We start from the raw sequence: 23880 nt of genomic DNA on the forward strand, positions 1-23880 counted from the left end.
TGCTCATAAAAACCGGTGCGTTGTGCAAAAAAATCATAGAGGTGGCGCGTTGGATGGAGGGCCGCTCGCACTCTCAGGCGATGCGAGCGGCCCCCGTCTCGCGGGGGGATTTACCAGAGCGCCAGGGTATAACTGACGATCAACCGGTTTTCATCCAGGTCGCTACCGAAGTGGGTCGATCGCACCGTCGCATTGCGCCACTTCACGCCGACATTCTTCAATGGCCCGCTCTGCACCACATAACCAATGTCGGTATCACGTTCCCATTCCTTGCCTTCCGGGCTATTGCCGCCCAGATCGATGTTGTCACCGGTGAGGTAGCGGGTCATGAAGGTCAGGCCCGGAATGCCGATGGCCGCAAAGTTGTAGTCGTAGCGCGCCTGCCAGGACTGTTCGTCCTTGCTGGCGAAGTCGCCGATCTGCACGAAGTTCACCAGGAACGCATCGGTGCCGTTGACGTAGGCGTAGCCGGTGTCGCCGCTCATGCCTTGATAACCCAGGCCCACCGCATGCCCGCCGAGGTTGTAGGTGAACATCGCGCCGATGGCGTTGTTATCGACATTGCTGCCGCCATCATCCGTGGAGCGGGCGAAGCGCAGATCGGTCTTCAGCGACTGGCCGGTGGTGACTGGCAAGACGTAGGTCAGGTTGACCAGGTGCTGGCTGTAGAAGTTGTCGAGGTGGCCGTAGCTGTAGCCGGTGGCGAGGTTGCTGGTCCATTTGTAGTTCAGGCTGGCGAAATCGAAGCTGTCGCTGTCGAGATGACGCGTGGTGATGCCCTTGGCGCCGGTGCGGGTGATCCCCATGTCCTCGTAGTCCGAGGAGTCGCGCTGATTGACTTGCGTCAGGCGCCCGGCATCCACGGTCAGGCCTTCGAGTTCCAGCGACGTCAGCTGACCGCCCTTGAAGGTTTGTGGCAACAGCCGTGAATCGTTGGCCAGTACCGTCGGCAGTTTCGGCAGCAGCGTGCCGAGTTTCAGTGTGCTTTTTGAGGCGCGCACTTTGGCGGTCAGGCCCAGTTCGCCGTACTCGTCCTGCGCCCCTTTGCTCGTGTCACGGTGGCGTTTAAGCAGGCCGGAGCCTGCGCGATCAGGGCTGGAATCGAGCTTGACGCCGAGCAGGCCGATGGCATCGAAGCCGACACCGATCAACCCGTCGGTGTATCCCGATTCGTAGCGCAGCAGGAACCCCTGCGCCCATTCCTCTTGTTTGGATTGGGCGGCGTTGTCCTGGCGATAGTCACGGTTGAAATAGAAGTTGCGCAGTTCCAGGCTGGCTTTACTGTCTGCGAGGAAGTCCGCGTGGACCTGGGTGGCAACGCTGCTGCTTGCCAGGAGCAGGGTAAAAAGGGTGGGTTTCATTGCATGCCTCTTGTTGTTATAAGCAAGCCTTTCCCGCACTGGCCGGGGCCGGTGGAGGGAAGACTCGATGGAGGTGCCCTGCGCCGGGAGGCGCAGGACGGGAGTAAAAAAGCGCGACGCTAAGGGGCGAACTCGCGCTCGGGGCATAGACCCCGGGAAGCTGCAGCGTTAGTGACTGCTGGCCATAGCAGCGCCCAGGCCAGTCTGGGCGCGGACGAACTGATCGGCATAGGCAGCGCGCTCGCGGTCGGCACGCTCGCTACGGTCCAGTTTGGATGCCACCACGATGACCAGGAAGGCCAAAGGCATGGAGAACAGCGCCGGCTGGTCGTAGGGGAAGATTGCCTGGGCATGGCCCAATACGCCGACCCATACCGACGGAGAGCCGATGACCAGGGCCAGGGCGCTGATCAGGCCAGTCATACCGCCATAGAGGGCGCCACGGGTGGTCAGGCCACCCCAGTACATGGCCATGATCAATACCGGGAAATTCGCCGAGGCCGCTATGCCAAACGTCAGGCCGACCAGGAAGGCGATATTCTGGCCCTCGAACAGAATGCCGAGGGAAATCGCGACGATACCGAGACCGACAGTGGCGATGCGCGACACACGCATTTCCTGCTTCTCGTCGGCCTGGCCCTTCTTCAGTACCGAGGCATAAAGGTCGTGAGAGATGGCCGAGGCGCCGGCCAGGGCCAGGCCGGCCACCACTGCAAGAATGGTGGCGAAGGCCACGGCGGAGAGGAATCCGAGAAACAGGTTGCCGCCCACCGCTTTAGCCAGATGCATGGCAACCATGTTGCCGCCGCCGATCATGGTGCCGCCGAGCTTGCCGTCGACATAGTACTGCGGGTCTGTGCCGACGATGACGATGGCGGTGTAGCCCAGGATGCAGACCACCAGAAAGAAGAAGCCGATGAACACCGTGGCGAATAGCACCGATTTGCGCGCCTCCTTGGCGTTGGGCACGGTGAAGAAGCGCATCAGAATGTGCGGCAGGCCGGCGATGCCGAAGACCAGTCCGAGGGACAGGGACACCGCGTTGATCGGGTCGGCCAGCAACGTGCCCGGGCCCATAATCTGCACGCCGCTGGCATGCACCGCCACGGCTTGGGCAGCCAGCGTCTCGAAGCTGAAGCCGAAACGACTCAGGGCCATCAGCATCAGGGTCGTGCCGCCGGCCAGCAGCAGGACTGCCTTGGTGATCTGCACCCATGTGGTGGCGAGCATGCCGCCGAAGATCACGTAGACCAGCATCAGCAGGCCGACCACCACCACCGCCGTGCGATAGTCGAGGCCGAACAGCAGCTTGATCAACTGGCCAGCACCGACCATCTGCACCACCAGGTAGCAACACACCACCGTCAGCGAACCGAGGGCGGCGAAGCTGCGCACGCGAGTTTGATCCAGGCGGAAGGAGACGATGTCGGCGAATGTATAGCGGCCCAGGTTACGCAGGCGCTCGGCCATCAGGAAGGTGACGATGGGCCAGCCGACGAAGAAGCCAATGATATAGATGAAGCCGTCATAGCCCTTGGCGAACACCAGGCTCGAGAGGCCCAGCAAAGTGGCCGCCGACATGTAGTCACCGGCGATCGCCAGGCCATTCTGAAAGCCCGTGATACCGCCGCCGGCACTGTAGAAGTCAGCAGCGGAGCGCGTGCGACGGGACGCCCACCAAGTGATCAGCAAAGTGGCGAGGACGAAGATGAAGAACATGCCGATGGCATGCACATTGAGCGGTTGCTTCTCTGCGGTGATGGGTGCGGCGTTGGCCAGCAGGGGACTGAGGGCGAGAAGGGCGAGTAGGCGTTTCATGCGCGGGTCTCCTGGAGGATCTGCGCGCTGAGCGCGTCGAAACGTGTGTTGGCGGTGTTCACGTACCAGGCGGTAAGCAGCCAGGACAGCAGGATAATTGCCACGCCGATTGGCATGCCGAGGCTGAGATGACTGCCGTCGTACAGCGGCAGGTGCAGCCAGGCAGGTGCGAAGGCCACTACCATGATGAAGCTGTAATAGACAGCGAGGACCGCGGCGCTCAGTGACCAGGCCAGCAGTGCGCGCTGGCGGGTGAGTCGCTGGAACTTGGGATTGGCCCTGACCTGGGCGCAGGTCTGGGCGTGGTTCGGATGGTCAGTCGTCATGATGAGGCTCCGCTTTTAATTGTTGTTGTATGTCGCCTTTTGAGAGGCGTACGGGTACCCGGGCGACGTCCCGAAGCGGAGCGTCACCTGAATGCTGCTGGAGTCGTATCTGCCCTGGCGATCTTCCGGAGGCGAGGGGTGCTGAAATGACGTCGGTCAGGTGCCGACAGGGAACCCGCCTATGAGCTCTCGACGGGTCCGAATGTGGCAGTGATTGCGCTGTCGCACAGCTGCCTGTTTTCGGCTTGAAAACAGTGTTTTTACCCTGCATTCATGCCGTCAGCCTTGATTGAAAATTGGGCCTTTTCGGTTGAAAAACGATGCTGGTCAAACCAGGCTGAATGCGAGTATATGTTGGCTAATTTCCAATATGTATTGGCAGAAAAGCCTGATGAATATGCAAAAACGCACAACCCAAAGTCATGTGAATTGGGACGATATGCGCTTCTTTCTCGAAGTCGCCCGTGCTCACACCGCGAGTGGCGCAGCACGCCGTTTGGGAGTGGACTACACCACGGTGTCGCGGCGCATCCGCGCCCTTGAGCAAAGCCTTGGTGCGCTGCTTTTCGAGAAGTCCCGAGCGTCGGGCTTCGTCATGACCATCGAGGGGCAGCGCTTGGTCAGTCACGCCGAAACTCTGGAAAGTACGCTGCTGGCAGCCTGCGAGCAGGTTTCCGGAACCACCGGGGGGCTCGCCGGGCACCTGCGTATTGGCTGTACCGAAGCTTTCGGCTCCTGTTTCGTCACCACGCAGATGAGCCACTTCATCATCCACTATCCGCATATATCCGTGGACATCCTGCCGGTCCCGCACTTCGTCAACCTGTCACGGCGCGAGGCAGACATCGCCATCACCCTGGAGCGGCCTGAGCGCGGTCCGTACGTGTGCTCGCGGCTGTGCGACTACCGTCTGCGTCTGTATGCGACACCGGAGTACCTGGCCAATCATTCGCCGATTGCCAGTCGCGAGGACCTGGCCGGTCACCCATTCGTGACCTATGTCGAGGATCTGGCCTTCAGCTTCAAGTTGCTCTACCTGAACGACCTGCTGCCCGGCGCGCACAGCCGCCTGCGCAGCACCAGCGTAGTTTCCCAGTACCATGCGGCGTTGGAAGGGCGCGCGCTGGCCATCCTGCCCTGCTTCCTCGCCGGTCCCGACCCGCGCCTGTGCGAAGTGCTACCGGATCAGGTGGAGGTCACTCGACAGTTCTGGATGTACTACAGCGAGGACCTGCGCAAGCTCAAGCGGATCACCTTGGTAGCCGACTATTTGCGCGCCTGTGCTGAACTCAATCATCCGCTGCTGATGGGCGAGTCCCGCGCGATGGCCTACCTGCCGTCGCCCTGAATTGCAAGTTTGGCCGCGGCTGCCGGCGCGGTGTCTACAGCCGCCGGCGAGGGCTCATTGACCTGGCCACGGTGAGCCTGGATTCATGCATTCAGCGGACCTTGGCGATCAGCCGCGAGTTACGTTCATTGCGAAAGGCCAGTTGTTCAATGGTCTGGGTCGCGTGCTCGGCTTCTTCGCGAGCCTTGAGGATTACGCCGTGATGGTCCGATTTGCTGCACACCGGGTCGGCATTGCTCACGTCCCCCGTGAGCATGAAGGCCTGGCAGCGACAGCCGCTGAAGTCTTTTTCTTTCTCGTCGCAGGAACGGCACGGCTCAGGAGCAACGCCTGTGCCAGCCTGACCGAAAGCGCCGTGGGCACTGGGCTCCAGGCCTTACCCAGGAGGCAACCCAGGCAGGAACGGCAAAGCAAGGGCTGTATCGAACTCGTACAACTGTCTCGGAATGGGACAACGACGCCCGCACTGATTCGACCAGACCAGCAAAAAGTGAAGCCGCCGCCAACGGTCCGTCGCGCGATCAAAAAGCCCTTTACGAAGGCGCAAAGGCGCTGGATGATCTCGAACCTGCAACCTGACCCTAAAAAAATAAAAACAGGTGTCTCTATGCTTCTTGAGCATGCGTTGTTAACCGATGTCAGCGGCAAGCCGATACGCCAGCAACACAAAATCTTTTCAACCGAGTGGGATGAAATCAGCGACTGGTCGGATCGCGTTTACATGCCCTATCGTGTGGCCCCCATCGGGCATGCCATCAAGCCGCACGCAACCATGCATTCGTCCAGGATTGGCGAGTTGACGCTGACTCGTTTTGCCTATGGAGTCGCCGTGAGCGTCGATGAATTTTCGCCCGAGTCGGGGAATGCGTTACTGCTGACGACCATTCGCGGCAATGCCCGGCACTGGGCTCAACGTTCGGTCACTGAGGATACGGCAGTAGGTCAATCCTTCATTGCCAATTGCAGTCGTGTCGATTACCGGATCGACCTCGACCCGGATCACCTGCAACTGAATCTGACTATTCCTCATGCAGTTCTGGAACGGATGGCGCAGCAGTGGTTTGGGTTCGTGCCCGATGATCGGTTCTGGAGACATAAATGCATTATCGGCGGAATCGGTTCTAGCTGGCTAAGCCTGCTGGAGTACACGGTTCGTTGTGTTGCCGAGGCTTCCGAGCACATGGCTGAAGGACGTATGGGGGCTCACCTGGAGCAAAGTCTTTGCGTTCATTTATTGCGAGAGTGGGCTGGCCGCGCCGAGCAAGCAGGGCTTGATTTCAATAGTCCAATGAACCGGATTGCACCGCGTTATGTCAGGGCCGCTGAAGAGTTTATGAGTGCCAACGCATTGAGCCTGCCGACGATGGCAGAGGTTGCCAGTGCCGTCGGGACCAGTGTGCGGGCATTGAGTGGAGCCTTCTCGCGTTTTCGCGGCATGACGCCCGGTGCGTTCTTGCGCGAGCAGCGGTTGCAGGGTGTGCGCCGCGATTTATTGGCAACGGATCCGGAGTCGGGTACGACTGTTTCCACCATCGCCTTTCGGTGGGGTTATCTAAACCTGGGTGAATTTGCGGGAATCTATCGCAAGCGTTTCAGTGAATTACCCTCCCAAACCTTGCAGCGCCGACTGCGTTAGCGATGCGAGGCAGAAAAGGGCACCGAGAGTGACGTCCAAGACGCTCTCGGTACCCAGGAAGCCAACCACTTGCTGTGGGTCAGAACACCCACAACAGCCGTAGGTTAACCCGCTGCTTTTCCTTGAAGCCGTTGTCGACCGATACGTCCTGGCCGTAATTGAGCAGGGCCTGGAACGTAGGGGTCAACCAGTACGATCCCCCGACACGGTACTTGCTGGTGTTGGGTTCATCGTTCAGATCCTGACCGTCAACGCGCGTCTCACCACCCCAGAGTTGAGACGCGCCGACATGCACCGAGAGCTTGGGTGTCACGGCGTATCTCAGGTAGGACTGGGCTTGCCATAGAGGCTTCTGTCGCAACGTCAGGCCTTGACTCGTGAGGTCATCATTTTTGCCAAACAGGGTTACATCGGCGGTGAGGTCCAGAGACAACTTTTCAGTGAGGCCGGTCACATAGCCTGTCTGCAACGTCATCTTCCAACGATTTTCGCCAAGGTTGAGTGCATCGTTTCGGTCATAGTTACCGGTCGGCACGAACAGGTAGGGCGCAATGCCCCAATATCGGTTCTTCGCCGGATCATTCACGAGCCACAGAGTGGACGCCAGGACCAAGTCGCCCACGCCATTGGTTTGTCCCAACGAGTCGTTATCGCGTGTTCCTTCCAGGCGCCCGAATGGCAACAGGAACTGCGTATTAATCGTGTAGTCACCCAACTGCTGGTAATTCGCGACGCGCAATATGCCGATATCCGAGTCGAGTCCCGCTTTGATCGCAACCTTGTGACCATTACCGTAAAGTGACCGCCGTTCGGCATGCTGGAGGTAAAGCAAGCCGATATTGCTGCCGGCTGGAAGCGCAGCGGCGTATTCGCCGGCGTCCACATCGACGGCTCCGGCGTTGCCCGCCAGAGTCGCCAGCAGGAGGCCGGCACTGATTGTTGACGTGCCAAATGCGCATTCTGTGGATCGAGCGCGCGCAGGGGTACGTGTGGAGATCTCCATGAGTCACCTGTTTTGTTTTTGTTGTTTTCGGAGAAGGGGATAGTTTTCTTGCGCCATCGCCTGGAGCCCTTGGGGGGCTCTCATGCGAATCGAATCAGGTACGGGTTCAGGTGGTCAGATTGCGGTAGGCCGCCGTTTCGAAATCCAGATATCCATTGGTCGAAACAGGGTCTACGAATGGCAATATCTGAGTGGCCCAAAAACCACCGATGCCATTCTTGCGATCGATCCAATAGAAAAGATTGGCCAACCCAGCCCACGCCAAAGAGCCCGCAGGACGACCGGTGGGTGCGTCTTGTTCGTTGATCATGAAACTCAACGCCCATGACTTTGGCATGCCAGGGAAGAATTCCGCAGTGTGGGAGATACTCGGAATCACGCAGGGAAGGGCTTTTATTTTCAGGTTGTCGAGCCCGTTTTTTTCAGCGAAACGAATCGTCTCAGGCTTCAGAATTCGTCCGTGATCACCCTGTCCATCGTTTAGCCAGGCCCGGATGAACAGGCAATAATCCTTCACTGTCGAGAACAGGCCATGGCCTCCCATGTGCACTTCTGGTTCCTCTGGAAGGAGGGAGCCCTCGACCGCGGTCAGCGATCCATCTTCTTCACGCTGATGCATTCCAGCCCGTCGCTGGATCATCGATGCGCTCATGCTAAAGGCGGTATCGGTCATGCCCAGCGGCTCAAAAATACGCTGTTGCATGACTTCACCCAGACGTTTGCCGGTAATGGCCTCGACCACCAGACCGGCCCAATCCATGTTGGAACCGTATTCCCACTGTTCACCAGGCTCAAACAGCAAGGGCGTCATAAGTGCCGCCAACGATCCACTGATGATGCTGGGTTGGCGTCCTTCCTGGACTAGCCTGTTGTAGTTTTCGTTAAAGAATTCATAACCCAGGCCTGCTGTATGAAGCAGAAGCATCCGCGTGGTGATGTGTTTTTTGGGCGCGCGAAGCCGCGGGGTGCCGTCGGTATCAAACCCTTCAAGCACCTTAAGTTCGCCGATCATCGGCACATAGTTCCTGGCAGGCGCATCGAGATCCAGTCGGCCGTCCTCGACCAACTGAAGCACCGCCGTGGCGGTTATCGCTTTAGTCGTGGAAAACATGGCGAAAACACTGTCGGTCGTCATTGCATCAGTTTGACCGAGCGTTCGTTGTCCTGAAGCACCCTCGTAGAGCAAACCATCTCGCCCGGTTATTGCTGCAACTACGCCTGGCACGCGCTGTTGTCCCGCGGTGACGGTATCGAGCAGGTTATTGATTGATGAAGTGAAAGCCGGATTCATTATTCTTATTCTCCTTGAACCCATCCCTGGTGCGCTCGGCTAGAGCCTATGGCGGGATGTGCAGTGGCAAGACTGGTTAAGCCGACGTGAAGCGTTGAACGTCGGTCCAGGGGAGACTAAGAAAACAAGTTCGGAGCGTCTGTCGTCTGCCGGCAAGGGGTGTCGGAATCAGGCACTTATTTAAGTACTGCGCAGGAGGGCGACGAGCAAACAGAGATAACGAGCGCCTACTGAGTGAGGCTCGCCAGCAGAGCAAAGCGGTCGCAGATCCGCCTGGAGGGAAGTTTGCGCGTATCCGTACTGCGTTGCTCATTGAAGTCCTTAAGCGCCAGTACAGACCAATCGGTTAGCTCATCGATATGTGGCGTCGTCATTTGAGCGTAACAATGACCTTGCCCTTGGCTCGTCCCTGCTCGACGTACTTCAACGCCTCTGCCGTTGATTCAAAGGTGAAGGCGCGATCAACCACAGGTTTGATGATGCCGTCCTCAACGAGCGCGGTGATTTGTTGCAGTTGAGCACCATTGGCCCGCATGAACACGAATGCATAGCTGACATCCTGCTTGCGCGCTTTGCGACGAATGCCAAGGCTCAACAGGCGCATGACTTGCTGCAATGGCCAGGACAACCTTTGCTCCTGCGCGAACTGTGCAGTGGGTGGACCTGAGATGGAAATGAGCTGGCCGCCGGGCTTGAGGACCTTGAGTGACTTCTCCAGTACATCGGCGCCAAGGCTGTTCAACACCACGTCATAGTCGTGCAAGACACTTTCGAAGTTCTGCTGTGTGTAATCGATTACTGCATCGGCCCCGAGTGCCTTCACCCATTCGACATTCGCGGTGCTGGTGGTGGTCGCGACAAAGGCGCCGAGGTGTTTGGCGAGCTGGATGGCGAGAGTGCCGACGCCGCCGGAGCCGGCGTGGATCAGTATTTTCTGGCCCTTTTTCAGTTGGGCGGTTTCGACCAGCACTTGCCAGGCGGTCAGTGCAACCAAGGGGAGGGACGCGGCTTGTGCCATGGTGGTATTGGCGGGTTTGCGTGCGACCGCGTTTTCGTCCACTGCGATCAATTCGGCGAACGTTCCGATCTGCGCTTCAGGCGGGCGAGCGTAGACCTCATCTCCCGGCTTGAACCCCGTCACCTGTGCTCCAATCTGAACCACTACGCCCGCCAGGTCATTGCCCAGCACCAGCGGAAATGCATAGGGCAGGATCAGTTTGAATTCGCCTTTCCTGATCTTCGAATCCAGAACGTTGATGCTGCTGGCGTGTACCTCAATCAATACGTCGTGGGCGCCCACTTCAGGGACGGCCACTTCTCCAATGCTCCCAGTGTTCTTGCCATAGCGATCAATTAGAAATGCCTTCATCGTGGTGCGGCTCTTGTCGGTTGGAGGGAGGGTGGGCGGTACGTATTCGGCGTTGATGTGCCGCGTTGTCAGGCATCGAGGAACGCCAGTGCCTTGGCCACGAAGTCAGCGTAGTTCTGGAAAATTCCGCCGTGCCCGGCATCTTCATAAATAACCAACTGTGCGTTCGGGACGCGGTTGGCCAGTGTCAGCGAGTTTTCACTGGGCACCATGATGTCGTTGTCGCCGTTGACGATCAGCGTCGGCGTCCGCAAGCGCTCGAGGTCTTGCGGTGCCTGATTGCCCCACGCGGTGATGGCTTTCAACTGTCGCAGGAAAGCGTAGGGCGTCGGGCCTTTGTCGCGATTATTTTTGCGCGCTTTCAAGCGTTGCAAATACTGCGAGGCGGATCGACGGCCGTTGGGCGTCGAAGTAAAGAACAGGTAGAACTTGGGATCGCGCAAGGTCAGTAAGCCTTTGAGCATCAATGGCCACGTGACCGAACCGACCTTGTCGATACCAGTGCCGCCGGCTGGCCCGGTGCCGGTCAGAATCAAGCGGCGCACCAATTCTGGCGCTTTCAGGGCGATGTCTTGAGCAACGAAACCGCCGAGCGAAAAACCGAGCATATCAACGGTGTCGAACCCCAGCGCATGCAGCAGTTGGATGGCATCGTCAGCCATTTCGCCGACCGTCAGTGGTGCGGTTCCACCTGAGCCGCCGATACCGCGATAGTCGGTGGTAATGACGCGCCTGGTTTGTGCCAGGCCATCGATGATCGCGGGATCGAAGTTGTCCAGCACCGCGCCCCAATGGTTGAACAGTACGAGAGGCACACCGGTTGTGGGGCCGGTGTCGCGGTAGGCGAAGGGAATGCCGTTGACCGTGATCGACAGGTTCGCCGCGTTGATGAACGACGTCTGCGAACCCGAGGGGGTATTTGTCTTCGTTGGATTCATTTCTACTCCGGACAGCGAGCCTGACGCGCCTGCATCGAATCCGGCGCGTATGCTCGCTACCAAAAGATCATTGTTGGGTTAGGTAGCGCTGGGCAACCGCAGCCTGGCGGATTTGCCCCAGCAAGCCCTGACGTGCGCTCTGCAGGTCATCCCAGCGTTCAGCTTCGTGCAGCGGCGGGATCGTTACCGGTTCGCGACGATCGAATCCGACCAGTGCGGCATCCACCAGATCGCCCACTTCCATGATTTCGCTCAAGGTATTTATGTCGACCCCGGAGCGATCCCAGATTTCCGTGCGGGTGGCCGCCGGCAGCACGGCCTGCACGTAGACGCCCTGAGGAGAAAGTTCCAGGCTCAGGCCTTGGGAAAGAAACAGCACAAACGCCTTGGTTGCACCATAGACCGACATGCCGAACTCCGGAGCAAGACCCACCACCGAACCGATGTTGATGATCGCGCCTTCGCCTGCTTTGGCCAGGCGTGGGGCGATGGCGCTGGCCAAGCGCACCAGCGCTGTGGTGTTGAGGGCGACCAGTTGCGCAACGCTGTCGGTGCTTTGGTCGATAAAGTTACCGGACAGCGCGGCACCGGCGTTATTGACAAGGATGCCGATACGGGCGTCGTCGCGCAGGCGGGTTTCAACAGTTGTCAGATCGCCGAGTTGGGTCAGGTCCGCCGGAATGATATCGACGGCGACGCCGTGTTCGCTGCGCAATCGGGCTGCAAGTGCGTCCAGACGTGCCTGGTCTCGGGCGACCAGTACCAGATCGTGTCCGCGTTGCGCGAAGCGCTCGGCGTAGACGGCGCCAATGCCGGTGGAGGCGCCAGTGATGAGAACAGCAGGGCGAGTGCTCATGGGTTATCTCTCTTTGAGGATGTGTGAAACAGAAAGCGCGATCACTGATTGCTCAGCTTGCGGTAGCGTTCGATTCAGCCAACGTCGGGTAGTCGATGTAGCCTGCTGCACCGCCGCCATAGAGCGTGGCGGGATTGAAGGCGGACAACGGCGCGCCACTTTTGAGGCGCTCTACCAGATCCGGATTGCTAATGAACGGGCGACCGAATGCGATCAGATCGGCTTGGTCTTCGGCGAGCCTTGATGTCGCCAGATTCAGGTCATAGCCGTTGTTGGCGATGTAGGTATTTTTGAAGCGCTGGCGCAGGGCGCCGAAATCGAATGGCGCCACGTCACGCGGGCCACCGGTCGCGCCTTCGACCACGTGTAGATAAACCACACCGAGCGCGTCGAGTTGGTCGACGACGTAATCGAATTGCGCCTGCGGATCACTGCTGGAAACGCCATTGGCCGGCGACACCGGCGATAAGCGCACACCGGTGCGATCCGCGCCGATTTCATTGACGACGGCCGCCGTCACTTCGAGCAACAGACGCGCTCGATTTTCAATCGAACCGCCGTAAGCATCGGTACGCAAATTGGCGCTGTCCTTGAGGAATTGATCCAGCAAATAGCCATTTGCACCGTGAATCTCTACACCATCGAACCCAGCAGCGACAGCGTTTGCCGCGGCCTGGCAGAAATCGGAGACGATCCCTGGTAGTTCGCTGATGTCCAGTGCGCGCGGCTCGGAGACGTCTTCAAAGTGGTTGTTGACGAATACCTTGGTGGCGGCGCGCAGCGCAGAAGGGGCCACGGGTGCGGCGCCGTTTTCTTGCAGATCAACGTGCGACACGCGGCCGACATGCCACAGTTGCAGAAAGATTTTTCCGCCCTTGGCATGGACGGCATCGGTCACTGTGCGCCAGCCGTCTATCTGCGCCTGCGTGTAGATCCCGGGGGTGTCCTGATAGCCCTGGCCCTGTTGGGAAATCTGCGTGGCTTCGCTGATCAGCAAGCCTGCGCTGGCACGTTGGCTGTAATAACTGGCCGCGAACTCGCTGGGGACAAAGCCTTCGCCTGCGCGGTTACGTGTCAGCGGCGCCAGGACGATGCGGTTCGATAGCGTGAGGGCGCCAAGCGTGTAAGGGGTGAACAGATTCTGATCGGTCATCTGGTATTTCTTCCGTGCCCGTTGATGGAGTTCGGTGGTGTGTGCAATTAGGATGATGATCTTAATCTAAGCTGTCAACAGCTTTGATTATGACCAGCATCTATGTATGCTTGGCCGCATGATTTCCCAGTGAACATGAGGTATTGCACGTGAGAGTGACCAAGGCCCAGGCGCAGGCCAATCGAGAGCACATTGTCGAGACAGCCTCTGAGCTGTTCCGTGAGCGTGGCTTTGACGGCGTCGGTGTGTCGGATCTCATGGCGGCTGCCGGTTTCACCCATGGAGGTTTCTACAAGCATTTCGGTTCGAAGGCCGACCTGATGGCCGAAGCCTCTGCTTGCAGTCTTGCCAAGTCGCTGACAGGTGCCCAAGCGCTCGACGTTCCCGGCTTCATCGGCGTCTATGTGACGAGGGAACATCGGGACGGACGTGGCAGCGGTTGCACCATGGCCGCGTTGTGCGGCGACGCGGCGCGTCAATCGGATGATTTGAAAGCGACGTTTGCCGAAGGGATCGAACACACTCTCCAAACGCTGGGGGAAAAATATCCGACGGGGCCGGACTCCGCGGCGGGTGAGGGAAGAAAGAAAATGATTGACCTGCTGTCACGTGCTGTCGGCGCGATTATTTTGTCGCGTGCCTGCCCGGATGATTCCGCGCTGGCGGATGAGATCCTTGAGGTGTGCCGCGCTGAAATGTTTGCTTCGTTGCCGAACGATGATGTGGAAGCGGTTTAGAAGGGCGGCTCATTCAAAGCGTAGTTTTCGGATGAAGTTCAATTTTATGCTTGGACCAGAAAGTCAATTTTGGGTCGAAAGCTGCGGCTCACGAGTGACGGCTTTTGGACGACAGTTGCCGGTCGAGAAGGACTGCAATCGACCCAGGCTGTGTGAAAACATTGCCGATGAATCAATAGCATTAGACAAACAACCTCAGGTCTTTCACATTCCATCTAAAGCGGGTCAGGAAAAAGACATGCCTTCACGTTTGGCATCCAGCTACCCAGATATTCAACATGCATTGGACGCGATCATTCCAAGCAAAAAATTGGACGTGGCTACTCGTATTGTCCTATGGGCGGCGAGTGACGCTGGGCTAGACCCAGCCGAAATTATGGTCACGCTGTCAAAACTAGATCCAGTGCTGTTCGACAACCTTTGTTCTGAAATGGAGGCGCAGTATTTCAGACTGTTCGAGCGCGGAGATGAGATGCATCTATCGTTTTTCTGCAAGGCTCGAGCCTACAGCGCCAGCGCTTGGTTGGCTCGTGAGGCACCCTACGAAGCAATTTACGAGTCAATCTTTGCCACAGAGAAACCCCTTGTGATTGCTGATTTTTTGTAGGTAAAAGAACCTCCCGAACAACATTACTTAGCTCTGAGACCGCAACTTTCGGGGCTTTGAAGCCTACTATTGGGTGGGGCCGCTGAGTTTCAGCTGTAGCCTGATGACTCGCCCATCGACCTTGGCTGTGTGAAGCGCTAATGATTGTCTAACCTTCTGATCGTTGAGATCGTATCGGGGGCGATCATGAAGCGATTTATTGAAGGTGAGGCTCGCACGCAAGTGACGCTGCTGCCAGAGTGTCTGGACGATTACGTAGCCGAAGAAAATCCAGTGCGCGTTGTCGATGTTTTCGTCGATGAACTCGACCTGGGCGCACTTGGTTTTGAGGGCGTCGATCCTGCCGCAACTGGTCGTCCGGCCTATCACCCAGCGGTGTTGCTGAAGATCTATATCTACGGCTATCTCAATCGGATTCAATCCAGCCGCCGACTTGAGCGAGAGACCGAGCGCAACGTCGAGTTGATGTGGCTAACGGGGCGTTTGGCTCCGGACTTCAAAACCATTGCCGACTTTCGCAAAGACAACGGCAAAGCCATTCGCAGCGTATGCCGCCAGTTCGTAGTTCTTTGTCGCAACCTCAATCTCTTCTCCCAATCGATCATCGCCATCGACGGCAGCAAATTCAAAGCCGTCAATAATCGCGACCGCAACTTCACTCAGGGCAAGGTGAAGGCACGCATGCAGCAGATCGAGCAGAGCATTGATCGATATCTGGCGGCGATGGATTCGGCGGATCGGGCAACGCCCGAAGTGGCCGAGGCCAAAGCAGAGCGGCTTAAAGAAAAGATAGAAACACTGAAAAAGCAGATGCAGAAACTCAAGGACATCGAGGCGCAGCTCCACGAAAGTCCAGACCAGCAGATCTCCCTCACAGACCCAGATGCACGCTCAATGGCTACGAGCGGCCGAGGCACCGGAACGGTTGGCTACAACGTACAAACAGCTGTCGACGACAAACACCATCTGATCGTTGCCCATGAGGTGACCAACGTTGGTAATGATCGTGGGCAACTGAGCAATATGGCGAACCAAGCGCGTGAAGAAATCGAGGCTGAATCGCTAACGGTGGTGGCCGACCGAGGCTATTACAAAGGTCTGGAAATCCTTGCTTGCGAGCAAGCCGGCATCATTACCTTCGTACCGAAACCCCTCACATCTGGCAGCAAAGCCGAAGGCCGATTTGGTAAGCAGGACTTCATCTATCTTACGGCGTCGGACGAGTATCGATGCCCTGCGGGGCAGTTACTAACCAGGCGGCATTCGTCGATGGAAGACGGCATGTTATTGCATTGTTACTACTTCTCGGGCTGCCAGTCCTGCTCAATGCAAAAGCAATGTACGACGGGTAAGGAGCGCCGTGTGAAGCGTTGGGAACATGAGGCTGTAGTCGACGCGATACAGGTTCGGCTAGAACATGATCCAGCGATGATGAGGGTTCGTCGACAGACTGTTGAACATCCTTTCGGAACGCTCAAGTACTGGATGGGAAGTACCCACTTCCTGACCAAAACCCTGCCGAGGGTGAGCACTGAGATGAGCCTTCATGTGCTCGCCTACAACCTCAAACGAATGATGAGCATCTTCGGCATCGCAGGACTGATTGAGGCGATCAGGGCGTGAACCCAGCCGTTTGGGCCGCTGACGCGGCCCAAACGGCATTACGAACGTCTATGTCACTGACTAAGCTAATTCGCGCTTCCGCCCGCTGATTCCATAGGCAACCCTCGCGACTCTCAGTTTTCGAGGTATTTAGCGCGTTTTCACACAGCCTGGACCCATTGCAGACATTCAGAAATGTCTACAAAAGCGGTAAATCCCCTGAGTGGGTAGGCAATGCCTCCTTCATTCACTGACGTTTCATTTAAAAAAACCGTCCACTCCCGGTCCTGATAACTGCCGGTGGTCGATTCCATTTGCCGTGCCAGTGCCTGCAAATGATGCAGCACGTTATTGGTGAGGTCCACGGGGGTACGCCGTGAACGGTTGGAGGCGAAGCTGATCGCAGCCACCACTTTTCCGCTGCGTTCGCGTAGCGGCACGGCGACAGAAATGGTCCCGGGTTCCATCTCGTCTATGGCCAATGCGTAATTGACGTCGCGTATGTGGTCGTCTTATTGATTTTTAATGAGATTAAATATTTATGGCGTGATTTTTCACAATGAGTAATCAGGTTAACCGAATCGACCGACAGGTTGCGTTCGGAAAACCAAATGGTGTTCAGGGCCGCTAACGCCAGACCGGCAACAGGCCCAAGGAAAACAGTACATGTGAAGCCGCACTGATCACGCCGAAAAACAGCACCAGGGCAATCATGGGGTGGCCGCCCCACACGCGATACCGCGGGCTGCCAAAGCGTTTGCGTGATGCGCTGGCCAGCAATGCCGGGGTAATCACGGCCCAGAGGGTCGCCGCCAGACCGGCGAAACCGATTGCATGGATAAACCCTTCGGGCCACAACAGCCCGCAGAGCATGGGCGGCAGGAAGGTGGTACCTGCGGTTTTCAGGCGACCTCGCGGGCTGTCGTCAAACTCCAGCACGTCGGCCAGATAATCGAACAGCCCCAGAGTCACGCCAAGAAAGGAGCAGGCGACGGCGAAGTTGGAAAAAAGGCTGAGGAATACGTCGATTTTCGCGCTGTTGAGCATGGCCCCCAACGCGCTGATCAGTACGTCGATATTACCGCCACGCTGAGCGATGTCCTTGAACCCGTCCCGGGGAATGTTCCCCATGCTGCACACCATCCAGACGACATAGAGACCCAGCGCGATGAGGGTGCCGCTGACCAGGCAGGCCCGGATACGCTGCGGATCTTTGCCGAAGTGTTTCATCAGGCTGGGCACGTTGCCGTGAAAGCCGAAGGACGTCAGGCAGAAGGGCAGGGTCATCAGCAGGTAAGGGAGGTAGTGGCTGTCCGTGGCGCTGCGATTGAGCAGCGTCGCCGGTTGCACATGATCGAGCAACCCGCCGAAGGTCAGGAAAAACGCGATGATCTTTGCACCGAAAATCACCGTGGTCACCCGGCTCACCGCTGCCGTGCTCAGCCACACGATGACCGATACCGTCAGGGTGAAATACAGGCCCCCGGCCCGCGCCGACAGATTCACGCCCAATGACTGGGCGCTGTGATGAATCACTGAACCACTGGCCGAGATGTAGGCGTAGGTCAGCGTGTACAGGACAAAGACGATGCTCAAGCCGTTCAACACATTCCAGCGATGACCCAACAGGTCTTTGGTGATCGTTGAAAAACTGGCACCCGGACGATAGTTGAGGTTGGCCTCAAGAATCATCAACCCGGAATGCAAGGTGCAGAACCAGGCAAACAATAGGACCGCGACGGAGCCATAAAACCACAGGCCGGACATGACGACCGGCAGCGAAAACATGCCGGCGCCGACAATGGTGCCACCGATCATCATGGCGCCGCCGAGCACCGAGGGCGACCGTTCGAGTGCAACGGGGGGAGCGGAAGAGGACGTAGAAGTGCTGCGCATGGCAAGGCCTGCATTTGAATTATTAGAGAACTGTTCTTTCAGTGGGCGAAGAGGTCGGCGTCAGAAAGGATCGGCGCCATTCAGCGTTGCCGATGATGGCGCCGACAGCGCGTCAGCGCATGGCCAGCAAGCGTGACAACTGACGGGCTCTCTCCAGCAGCAGGCTGTCCTGCCCGGGCAACGCGTCGAACGAAAGGCCGACCGGTAGCGAGAGTTTTTCCGCTACCGGAACGGTGACGCTGGGTGCCGCCAGGTTGCTTGCCGGGTCGGTGTTGCGCACGAACGTCTCGAAGTTGCTTTCTGCCTCGCACTCCGTGAGTAACGGTGCTGTGCAGCTGACGGTGGGGTACGCAATGACATCCAGTTGATGAGCATTGAACAGACGACTGTATTCACGACCCAGCTGCAGTTTGCTCATCAAGGCCTGTACATAGTCCGTGTAGGAAATCGCCGGACTTTCGAGTTGTGCCGTCAGTATTTTCTTGATGCCCGGGTCCTGGATCTGCGCCAGGATGCTCAGGAATTGGTCGCCCCAGCCTTCTTTCATCAGGAAGCGCGGGAAGTCGATGAAGAACTCATAAATCGGCAATGGGAACTGAATGCTCTCATTGATTTCCCCGATCAACAGGTCATCGACCGGAACCAGCTCCACGCCCCGATCTGCCAGTACTTCGATCGCCGCGAAGCAATCGTGTCGGACTTTTTCGTCGAGGTTGGCCCAGAAGAATTTTTCCGGTATGCCCACCCGTAGCGGTCTGTTGTCGTCCAGCGCAGCGGGGAGGGCCCCGGTCAAGTGACGGTGGATGAACTGACAGTCTTGCAGTGTGCGGGTCAGTAGCCCCGGCGTGTCCTTGGTCTGGGAAACGGGCACGATGCCGTCGACCGGGTAGCAACCCGTGGTGGGGCGAAACCCGACGATCCCGCAGAACGCAGCGGGGATGCGCACCGAACCGCCGGTGTCGGTGCCCACGGCGCAGGGCACCAGGCCGGCGGCGACGGCTGCCGCGCAACCGCCGCTGCTGCCGCCGGCGCTGTAGCGTTCGTCGACCGGGTTGACCACGGCGCCATGGGTTCGGTTGGCTGACGTCACCCCGAACGAAAGTTCATGCATATTGTTTTTACCAACGGCCCTCGCCCCCAGCACCTTGAAGCGCTCGACAATCCCGGCATTGGACAACGGGTAATAAGCGGCCAGCCCCGGCGTTCCTGCGGTGGTCGGCATGCCGCTGACATTGATGTTGTCCTTGAAGGAAACGGGAATGCCATACAGGCCCGCCTCCCGATCCGCGCCGGGGGCGCCCTCGAACGCCGCCGGATCGAACGTGATGAAGCTGTTCAGGTGTTGATGATCAAACTGTTTGTCGCGCAGGGATTGGTGCCAGGTGTCCAGGCAGTGACTGCCACTGCGAAATCCGCTGACGAGTTCTTCAATTGAATGCTGGCTGTACATAAAACGGGTCTCGGCTATGGGGATGGAGGCTTGCGATGAAGGCGTCAGCAATAGCGGTATTGAGCGTGCAGCCCGTCCAGCGGATTGTCGGCAATCAAGTCGCCACCTAGACTACTGATCACCGCACAGGCACCGTTGAGCGCTGTTTGAATGGCGCCTTCCGCCCAGCCACCGGTGAAAGAGCAGCCGCACCCGGCGAGGTACAACCCCGTGTCCTGTTGTGGGTCGAGGGCTGTTTTGAATTGGTAGAACAAGCGCTCCGAGTAAATATCGTCACCCGGAAAGTTGAGTTTGAAGGCACCCAGCGAATGCTTGTCGGTCAGCCAGTCATACTCCAGGACGTAGCGCTGGTAGTTACCATCGAGCGGTAGCAGGTGGCTGGCAAACTCTGGAGCGCTCATGGCCAGTTCATCGACAAGACGCAGGCAGCGCTGAACTTTGTCGGTCATTGAAACCATCTTGTGGGAGTCGTCTTCCCAGGTGTAGCTGATCAAAACCACGCCCCAGGACTCAGGATCCTGAGGCGCGTAATCGAGGCAGTACACGCCCTTCACCAGGGTGTCTGTCTGGATGTTCTGTGGCAGGCCGTGTTTCAACCAGAACTTGTCTTTGGTCAGGATGAACAGCTTGGACGAACCGACCATATGGGTCTCGTTGATCGCCCGCGCCACATCACGATTCACGAAGGCCTGGTTCTGCGTGAGCTTCATGTTCACCTGCAGCGCCCGGGTGGTGGTCGTGGTAATTACCCGGTCGCAGGCATAGGTTTCGCCATTGCTGCCGGCCAGCAGGATTTCACCGTTATCGCCCTTGTTGATGGACTCGATGCGGGTGCGACAGATTCGGTCGCGCAGGGGCATGCCGTTGAATGACGTATCGGCAATCAACTCCGACAGCGACGAGATGCCCATCGGCACCAGCCGTTGATTGACTTCGAGGCCATTGACCACCAGCCGCAGAATTTCGGTAAAGGAGGCGCGGTAGACCGATTGGAAACCGCCCGAGCCAATCCCCAGCGACCCGAATAGATGGAAGTCTTCGGGTTTGCGCCACTGTTGTCCGCCGGGCGGGTTACTGCCGGTGAAAATCCGCACCATGGCCGAATAGAACGAGCTGTCGCCGAAGCAATCCAGATAGCGCTGCCATTCCGGCTGCACTTCCGCGTAATTGTGTTGTTTGAGTAACTCGGTCAGTAACAACGGTGGCGCCAGGCAGGTGCCGTCATCGAAGGTTACGCCTTCTTTCAAAAACGCATTCCAGCCCCGATGGACCGTGCTGAAAATCGCTGGTGGCGGCTGCATGGCCGCCCAGTGATGAGTCTCGCCGCGGTAGTGAATTTCAGTGTCCACGACACCGGGGTCGGGAAATGCTTCAGTGGTTTCGATACCGAAGCGGTTCAGGTAGTGAAACAACCCGACCTCGCTGGGAGGAAAGCGCATTGCGCCCATTTCGGCGATGAATTGCGGGTGGTCGTCGTCAAAGCGCTGGGTCAGCAAGCGCCCGCCCAAGTGTTCCTCGGCGGCCTCGAACAGCGTGACCCGACGGGCGCCTGCACGTAGCAGTTCGTAGGCGGCGACCAGCCCGGTCAGCCCGGCACCGACAATGCCGATGTGTCTGTTGGCCGTTTCGGGTGGCAAGTAACCGATCGCATCGACGGCATTGCGCAAAAACTGGCCGTAGTCGTACAACAAGTCAACATACGGAAAGGAACAGGGAAATGTGGCTTCGTCGAAGCCGGTACTCATAACGTTCACGTGTGATTCTCGATAAATCAGATGATTAACTGCAGGCTTTCAATCGCTCGGGAGGGATTGAGCAGAAGTACTTTTTTGCCTTTGATTTTCCAGATGCCTTCGACGTTAATCAGTTGATGCTCGACGGTGACCGGGAAATGCCATTCGCTGTCACCGCGGGCTTCGCAATAGAGCATGTTGGTGCTACTCGATGCGCTGAGATCATCGTCTTCCAGGTGGATCAACGAACACTGGGCGATATGCAAACCGCGACTCTTGGGCTGTTGCGAGTAGTTGCGCGCGTTGGTCAAGCGGTTGATGCGCAACGTGGTCAGAAACCGGTCTTCATACAGCAGCGAGGACTCATGGAGGGGGCTGGTCTGTTCTCGCCTCACCGGTATCCAGTAGGTGTATTCGGGAGTCAGCAGTTGTTGCCAGGCACTGAAGTCTTGCTGGTCCAGCAGCTGGATTTCGCTGGCAATCAACTGTTCGATCGCGTGTTTATTGTTCTGGTGGAGTTGCATGGTTTTCCCGCATCAAGTGCTGCCAGCTGTTGTAAAAGTTGCGCATCGCCATTTCGCTGGTGCCCGAAACCACCTGGGTCCGCTCATAGGATTCGTTCGATTCAAAGAGTCGTGCCACGTTGACCCACTCGTTGGCGTGACTGCGCAATCCCTCCGTCGCCCGCTCGTACATTTCCACATCGTCGTGGGCCACCATCGAGCAGGGGGAATTGATCAGGTTGTTGTACTGGACGGTTCTTTCCAGCAACTGGATGGGGGCACCCAGCAACTCGAAGATCCATGACTCGACCACCGTCTCCTGGGCGCTGATCGGCTTGATCACCCGCAACGTCTGGATCGGTCCCTTGACCATCAGGTTCGGGAAATAGACGGTGTTGTGTCGGGTGTCTTCGAGAATCTCGGTGGCCTGGCGTTCGCCATAGCTATGGACCATCAAGTCCCAATACCCCGGAATGTCGGCATAGGCTTTATGGATCGAGTTGCTGACACCGGTATGCCCATGGCCGTTGGGCCAGGTGCGAATGCCCATGTTGGCGAAAAACTCGTAGGACGCCATGAACGGCGAGAACAGCTCGACCACCATGGGCGAAGGGCTGGTCTGGTCGCTGGTTTCCTTCCACAAGCGAATCGCTTCGCCCGCCGAGGACTCGTGGGCAATCATCGGGTGACAGGTGTCGGTCTGGTTATCGACGACCATTTTCCAGTTGCAGCGATGTCGGTGCAGGAGCGGCTGGCCAACGATGCGAAGCTGACCCAGGGGTGAGCGCAGCACCATGTTGTCCAGTGTCGATAATGACTCGCCGAAAAACGTGTTGAAGTCGATGCCTTCCGCCTGGAGGCGGACAAACACAAAACCGCGATAATTCTCCACCGCCGCGACGGCTTGCATGCCTCTGTGGGCAGAGCACGTGCTGAGGTCGCAATCGTCGTATTCCTTCTTCACCGGAATACTCAACAGTTCGCCATCGGTCTTGAATGTCCACGCATGGTAAGGGCAGCGGATGAACCGGCCGACGTTACCGCGAGGCTCGGCCAACACTTTTACGCCTTTGTGCGGGCAGCGGTTATGCAGGACAACAATCTCGCCATTTTTTTGCCGGACCATTGCCAAGGGTTGTTGGGCAATGTCGGTGGTGAAAAAGTCACCAGGCTGCGGGATCAGACTGTCGTGCCCCACATAGCACCAACTGGCGGCGAAGACGCTGTGTTGTTCTTGTTCAAAGAGCTGTTGATGAAGGAAGAGCGATTTGTGCACTTCTCTGCCGTTGAAGTAATTGTCCAAACGGTTGTCCTCGTTAGATCGCCAGCTTCAGGCGTTGGCTTTTGGCCCGCGAGACGCAGGGATAAATCGTTGTGCTACAGGCGGCTTCTTGTTCGCTCATGATGAAATCGCGATGATCGACTTCGCCCTCAACGACCTCTATTGCGCAGACGCCGCACTCACCGCGCCGGCAGTCATAGAGCGGGTCCAGGCCGGCCGCCTCGAGCGCCTCGAGCAAGGATTGATCGGGATTAACGTTGACGCTGATCCCCGACTCGACGGCGTCAATCACAAAGGCCGACGCATCGTCTTCACGGACCACATTGAAGATTTCAAAATGGATGCGCTCGCGCCCCAGGCCATTGGCCTCTGCATGGCAAAATACCTCGTTGAGCATCGATTGCGGGCCGCAGACGTAGAGCCGGTCGTGTGGTGCCAGATCGGCCAGCACCTGGCTGACAGAGCGACGGCCCTCGGGCTGATTGGAGAAGTGCAAGTGCAAGCGTTCCTGCAGCAGTGCCTGCATTGGCAAGGCATAGGCCGCGTCATCGTCGCTCCTGGCGAAATAGTGTAGGTGGGCGCTTCGATTCAATGACGTCAGGTGTTGAAGGATCCCGGTCAGCGGCGTAATGCCGATGCCGCCGGCAATCGCAATGTCCCTGCCGACGTCTTCAGTGAGCGGGTAGGTGAACGTATTGAACGGGCCATTGAGCTGCACCGTGTCGTTGACGGCCAGCGAACGAATGTAGCGACTGCTGACCGAGTCGGCAGTGAGCCGGATGGCAAAGACGACGCTGCCTTGCTGCGTAGTGCGGTCTGCCAGCTGTACCGCCGAGTAGTGCCGCCATTCATTCAGTTCGGGGATGAACCATTTGAAATGTGCGCCCGCTGCCGGCACCGCACACCCCGTTGCTAGCGGGCTGACGGTGATTTCTTTTATAGAGGCCGAGAGCATTCGGCAATCAGTGATT

The 23880-nt window shown here is 57.9% G+C and carries 21 protein-coding genes and 1 pseudogene; 5 read left to right on the forward strand and 17 right to left on the reverse strand.

The genetic code is table 11. From position 1 onward, the window contains the following. Nucleotides 1–110: 110 nt before the first annotated feature. From PFAS1_RS24225 to PFAS1_RS24235, 3 genes are all read right to left on the reverse strand, one after another. Entirely contained in the window at nucleotides 111–1361 is a 1251-nt protein-coding gene (locus PFAS1_RS24225) for an OprD family porin (RefSeq protein WP_076030820.1), read from the reverse strand. Nucleotides 1362–1529: 168 nt separating this feature from the next. After that, nucleotides 1530–3179, reverse strand: a complete 1650-nt coding sequence (locus tag PFAS1_RS24230) for a cation acetate symporter (RefSeq protein WP_076030821.1) — start codon at nucleotides 3177–3179, stop codon at nucleotides 1530–1532. Beyond that, complete coding sequence (locus PFAS1_RS24235; RefSeq protein WP_074877444.1) at nucleotides 3176–3505, reverse strand: DUF485 domain-containing protein; 330 nt, start codon at nucleotides 3503–3505, stop codon at nucleotides 3176–3178. The genes PFAS1_RS24230 and PFAS1_RS24235 overlap by 4 nt, the downstream gene beginning before the upstream one ends. A gap of 397 nt (nucleotides 3506–3902) precedes the next feature. On the opposite strand from PFAS1_RS24235, the gene PFAS1_RS24240 reads away from it, so the two are divergent. After that, nucleotides 3903–4853: a LysR family transcriptional regulator gene (locus PFAS1_RS24240; protein WP_076031590.1), complete on the forward strand. Its 951-nt coding sequence runs from the start codon at nucleotides 3903–3905 to the stop codon at nucleotides 4851–4853. A gap of 91 nt (nucleotides 4854–4944) precedes the next feature. Here the strand turns inward: PFAS1_RS24240 and PFAS1_RS24245 are convergent. Further along, nucleotides 4945–5175, reverse strand: a pseudogene (locus tag PFAS1_RS24245) (SPASM domain-containing protein); the annotation flags it as partial. Between the two features lie 285 nt (nucleotides 5176–5460). Here PFAS1_RS24245 and PFAS1_RS24250 point away from each other — a divergent pair. Then, entirely contained in the window at nucleotides 5461–6489 is a 1029-nt protein-coding gene (locus PFAS1_RS24250) for an AraC family transcriptional regulator (protein WP_076031591.1), read from the forward strand. A 79-nt stretch (nucleotides 6490–6568) separates the two neighbouring features. On the opposite strand, the gene PFAS1_RS24255 is transcribed toward PFAS1_RS24250, so the two are convergent. The 6 genes from PFAS1_RS24255 to PFAS1_RS24280 all read right to left on the reverse strand — a co-directional run bounded on the left by PFAS1_RS24255 (nucleotide 6569) and on the right by PFAS1_RS24280 (nucleotide 13099). After that, nucleotides 6569–7492, reverse strand: a complete 924-nt coding sequence (locus PFAS1_RS24255; RefSeq protein WP_076030822.1) for a transporter — start codon at nucleotides 7490–7492, stop codon at nucleotides 6569–6571. Nucleotides 7493–7598: 106 nt separating this feature from the next. After that, nucleotides 7599–8783 carry a methyl acetate hydrolase AcmB gene (gene acmB, locus PFAS1_RS24260; protein WP_076030823.1) on the reverse strand — a complete coding sequence of 395 codons (1185 nt, stop codon included), beginning with the start codon at nucleotides 8781–8783 and terminating at the stop codon, nucleotides 7599–7601. Between the two features lie 370 nt (nucleotides 8784–9153). Beyond that, on the reverse strand, nucleotides 9154–10152 hold the full coding sequence (locus PFAS1_RS24265) for an NADP-dependent oxidoreductase (RefSeq protein WP_076030824.1): 999 nt from the start codon (nucleotides 10150–10152) through the stop codon (nucleotides 9154–9156). A 68-nt stretch (nucleotides 10153–10220) separates the two neighbouring features. Next, nucleotides 10221–11090 (reverse strand): alpha/beta fold hydrolase, encoded by an 870-nt coding sequence (locus PFAS1_RS24270; protein ID WP_076030825.1) that lies wholly within the window; start codon nucleotides 11088–11090, stop codon nucleotides 10221–10223. A gap of 67 nt (nucleotides 11091–11157) precedes the next feature. After that, nucleotides 11158–11946, reverse strand: coding sequence for an SDR family NAD(P)-dependent oxidoreductase (locus PFAS1_RS24275; protein ID WP_076030826.1), 789 nt, complete (start codon nucleotides 11944–11946; stop codon nucleotides 11158–11160). Nucleotides 11947–11998: 52 nt separating this feature from the next. Beyond that, nucleotides 11999–13099: an alkene reductase gene (locus tag PFAS1_RS24280; RefSeq protein WP_076030827.1), complete on the reverse strand. Its 1101-nt coding sequence runs from the start codon at nucleotides 13097–13099 to the stop codon at nucleotides 11999–12001. A 149-nt stretch (nucleotides 13100–13248) separates the two neighbouring features. Between PFAS1_RS24280 and PFAS1_RS24285 the strand changes: the two genes are divergently transcribed. The 3 genes from PFAS1_RS24285 (at nucleotide 13249) to PFAS1_RS24295 (ending at nucleotide 16066) form a co-directional block, all read left to right on the forward strand. Continuing rightward, nucleotides 13249–13836 carry a TetR/AcrR family transcriptional regulator gene (locus PFAS1_RS24285; protein ID WP_198044931.1) on the forward strand — a complete coding sequence of 196 codons (588 nt, stop codon included), beginning with the start codon at nucleotides 13249–13251 and terminating at the stop codon, nucleotides 13834–13836. A gap of 31 nt (nucleotides 13837–13867) precedes the next feature. Next, nucleotides 13868–14443, forward strand: a complete 576-nt coding sequence (locus tag PFAS1_RS30075) for a hypothetical protein (RefSeq protein ID WP_232252166.1) — start codon at nucleotides 13868–13870, stop codon at nucleotides 14441–14443. 186 nt (nucleotides 14444–14629) lie between these two features. Continuing rightward, nucleotides 14630–16066 carry an IS1182 family transposase gene (locus PFAS1_RS24295; protein WP_076031592.1) on the forward strand — a complete coding sequence of 479 codons (1437 nt, stop codon included), beginning with the start codon at nucleotides 14630–14632 and terminating at the stop codon, nucleotides 16064–16066. A 140-nt stretch (nucleotides 16067–16206) separates the two neighbouring features. Here PFAS1_RS24295 and PFAS1_RS24300 read toward each other — a convergent pair whose 3' ends face one another. From PFAS1_RS24300 to PFAS1_RS24330, 7 genes are all read right to left on the reverse strand, one after another. Then, on the reverse strand, nucleotides 16207–16512 hold the full coding sequence (locus PFAS1_RS24300; protein WP_083671764.1) for an IclR family transcriptional regulator domain-containing protein: 306 nt from the start codon (nucleotides 16510–16512) through the stop codon (nucleotides 16207–16209). A 160-nt stretch (nucleotides 16513–16672) separates the two neighbouring features. Continuing rightward, a complete protein-coding gene (gene mtr, locus PFAS1_RS24305; protein ID WP_076030831.1) occupies nucleotides 16673–17941 on the reverse strand; it encodes a tryptophan permease in 1269 nt (422 codons plus the stop codon). Nucleotides 17942–18053: 112 nt separating this feature from the next. Then, nucleotides 18054–19391, reverse strand: a complete 1338-nt coding sequence (locus PFAS1_RS24310) for an amidase family protein (protein WP_076030832.1) — start codon at nucleotides 19389–19391, stop codon at nucleotides 18054–18056. A gap of 44 nt (nucleotides 19392–19435) precedes the next feature. Then, nucleotides 19436–21145 carry an NAD(P)/FAD-dependent oxidoreductase gene (locus tag PFAS1_RS24315; RefSeq protein ID WP_076030833.1) on the reverse strand — a complete coding sequence of 570 codons (1710 nt, stop codon included), beginning with the start codon at nucleotides 21143–21145 and terminating at the stop codon, nucleotides 19436–19438. 17 nt (nucleotides 21146–21162) lie between these two features. Continuing rightward, complete coding sequence (locus PFAS1_RS24320) at nucleotides 21163–21648, reverse strand: aromatic-ring-hydroxylating dioxygenase subunit beta (protein WP_076030834.1); 486 nt, start codon at nucleotides 21646–21648, stop codon at nucleotides 21163–21165. Next, on the reverse strand, nucleotides 21626–22930 hold the full coding sequence (locus tag PFAS1_RS24325; RefSeq protein ID WP_076030835.1) for a Rieske 2Fe-2S domain-containing protein: 1305 nt from the start codon (nucleotides 22928–22930) through the stop codon (nucleotides 21626–21628). The genes PFAS1_RS24320 and PFAS1_RS24325 overlap by 23 nt, the downstream gene beginning before the upstream one ends. 13 nt (nucleotides 22931–22943) lie before the next feature. Beyond that, nucleotides 22944–23864: a flavin reductase family protein gene (locus tag PFAS1_RS24330; protein ID WP_232252167.1), complete on the reverse strand. Its 921-nt coding sequence runs from the start codon at nucleotides 23862–23864 to the stop codon at nucleotides 22944–22946. Nucleotides 23865–23880 lie beyond the last annotated feature (16 nt).

It is taken from the genome of Pseudomonas frederiksbergensis (assembly GCF_001952935.1).
GTDB classification, from domain to species: Bacteria; Pseudomonadota; Gammaproteobacteria; order Pseudomonadales; family Pseudomonadaceae; genus Aquipseudomonas; species Aquipseudomonas frederiksbergensis.

What these genes read in the sequence shown, in the direction of transcription:
- PFAS1_RS24225 (WP_076030820.1), bottom strand. Translation starts at nt 1,361, where the DNA reads ATGAAACCCACCCTTTTTACCCTGCTCCTGGCAAGCAGCAGCGTTGCC.
- PFAS1_RS24230 (WP_076030821.1), bottom strand. Translation starts at nt 3,179, where the DNA reads ATGAAACGCCTACTCGCCCTTCTCGCCCTCAGTCCCCTGCTGGCCAAC.
- PFAS1_RS24235 (WP_074877444.1), bottom strand. Translation starts at nt 3,505, where the DNA reads ATGACGACTGACCATCCGAACCACGCCCAGACCTGCGCCCAGGTCAGG.
- PFAS1_RS24240 (WP_076031590.1), top strand. Translation starts at nt 3,903, where the DNA reads ATGCAAAAACGCACAACCCAAAGTCATGTGAATTGGGACGATATGCGC.
- PFAS1_RS24250 (WP_076031591.1), top strand. Translation starts at nt 5,461, where the DNA reads ATGCTTCTTGAGCATGCGTTGTTAACCGATGTCAGCGGCAAGCCGATA.
- PFAS1_RS24255 (WP_076030822.1), bottom strand. Translation starts at nt 7,492, where the DNA reads ATGGAGATCTCCACACGTACCCCTGCGCGCGCTCGATCCACAGAATGC.
- acmB (WP_076030823.1), bottom strand. Translation starts at nt 8,783, where the DNA reads ATGAATCCGGCTTTCACTTCATCAATCAATAACCTGCTCGATACCGTC.
- PFAS1_RS24265 (WP_076030824.1), bottom strand. Translation starts at nt 10,152, where the DNA reads ATGAAGGCATTTCTAATTGATCGCTATGGCAAGAACACTGGGAGCATT.
- PFAS1_RS24270 (WP_076030825.1), bottom strand. Translation starts at nt 11,090, where the DNA reads ATGAATCCAACGAAGACAAATACCCCCTCGGGTTCGCAGACGTCGTTC.
- PFAS1_RS24275 (WP_076030826.1), bottom strand. Translation starts at nt 11,946, where the DNA reads ATGAGCACTCGCCCTGCTGTTCTCATCACTGGCGCCTCCACCGGCATT.
- PFAS1_RS24280 (WP_076030827.1), bottom strand. Translation starts at nt 13,099, where the DNA reads ATGACCGATCAGAATCTGTTCACCCCTTACACGCTTGGCGCCCTCACG.
- PFAS1_RS30075 (WP_232252166.1), top strand. Translation starts at nt 13,868, where the DNA reads ATGAAGTTCAATTTTATGCTTGGACCAGAAAGTCAATTTTGGGTCGAA.
- PFAS1_RS24295 (WP_076031592.1), top strand. Translation starts at nt 14,630, where the DNA reads ATGAAGCGATTTATTGAAGGTGAGGCTCGCACGCAAGTGACGCTGCTG.
- PFAS1_RS24300 (WP_083671764.1), bottom strand. Translation starts at nt 16,512, where the DNA reads ATGGAACCCGGGACCATTTCTGTCGCCGTGCCGCTACGCGAACGCAGC.
- mtr (WP_076030831.1), bottom strand. Translation starts at nt 17,941, where the DNA reads ATGCGCAGCACTTCTACGTCCTCTTCCGCTCCCCCCGTTGCACTCGAA.
- PFAS1_RS24310 (WP_076030832.1), bottom strand. Translation starts at nt 19,391, where the DNA reads ATGTACAGCCAGCATTCAATTGAAGAACTCGTCAGCGGATTTCGCAGT.
- PFAS1_RS24320 (WP_076030834.1), bottom strand. Translation starts at nt 21,648, where the DNA reads ATGCAACTCCACCAGAACAATAAACACGCGATCGAACAGTTGATTGCC.
- PFAS1_RS24330 (WP_232252167.1), bottom strand. Translation starts at nt 23,864, where the DNA reads ATGCTCTCGGCCTCTATAAAAGAAATCACCGTCAGCCCGCTAGCAACG.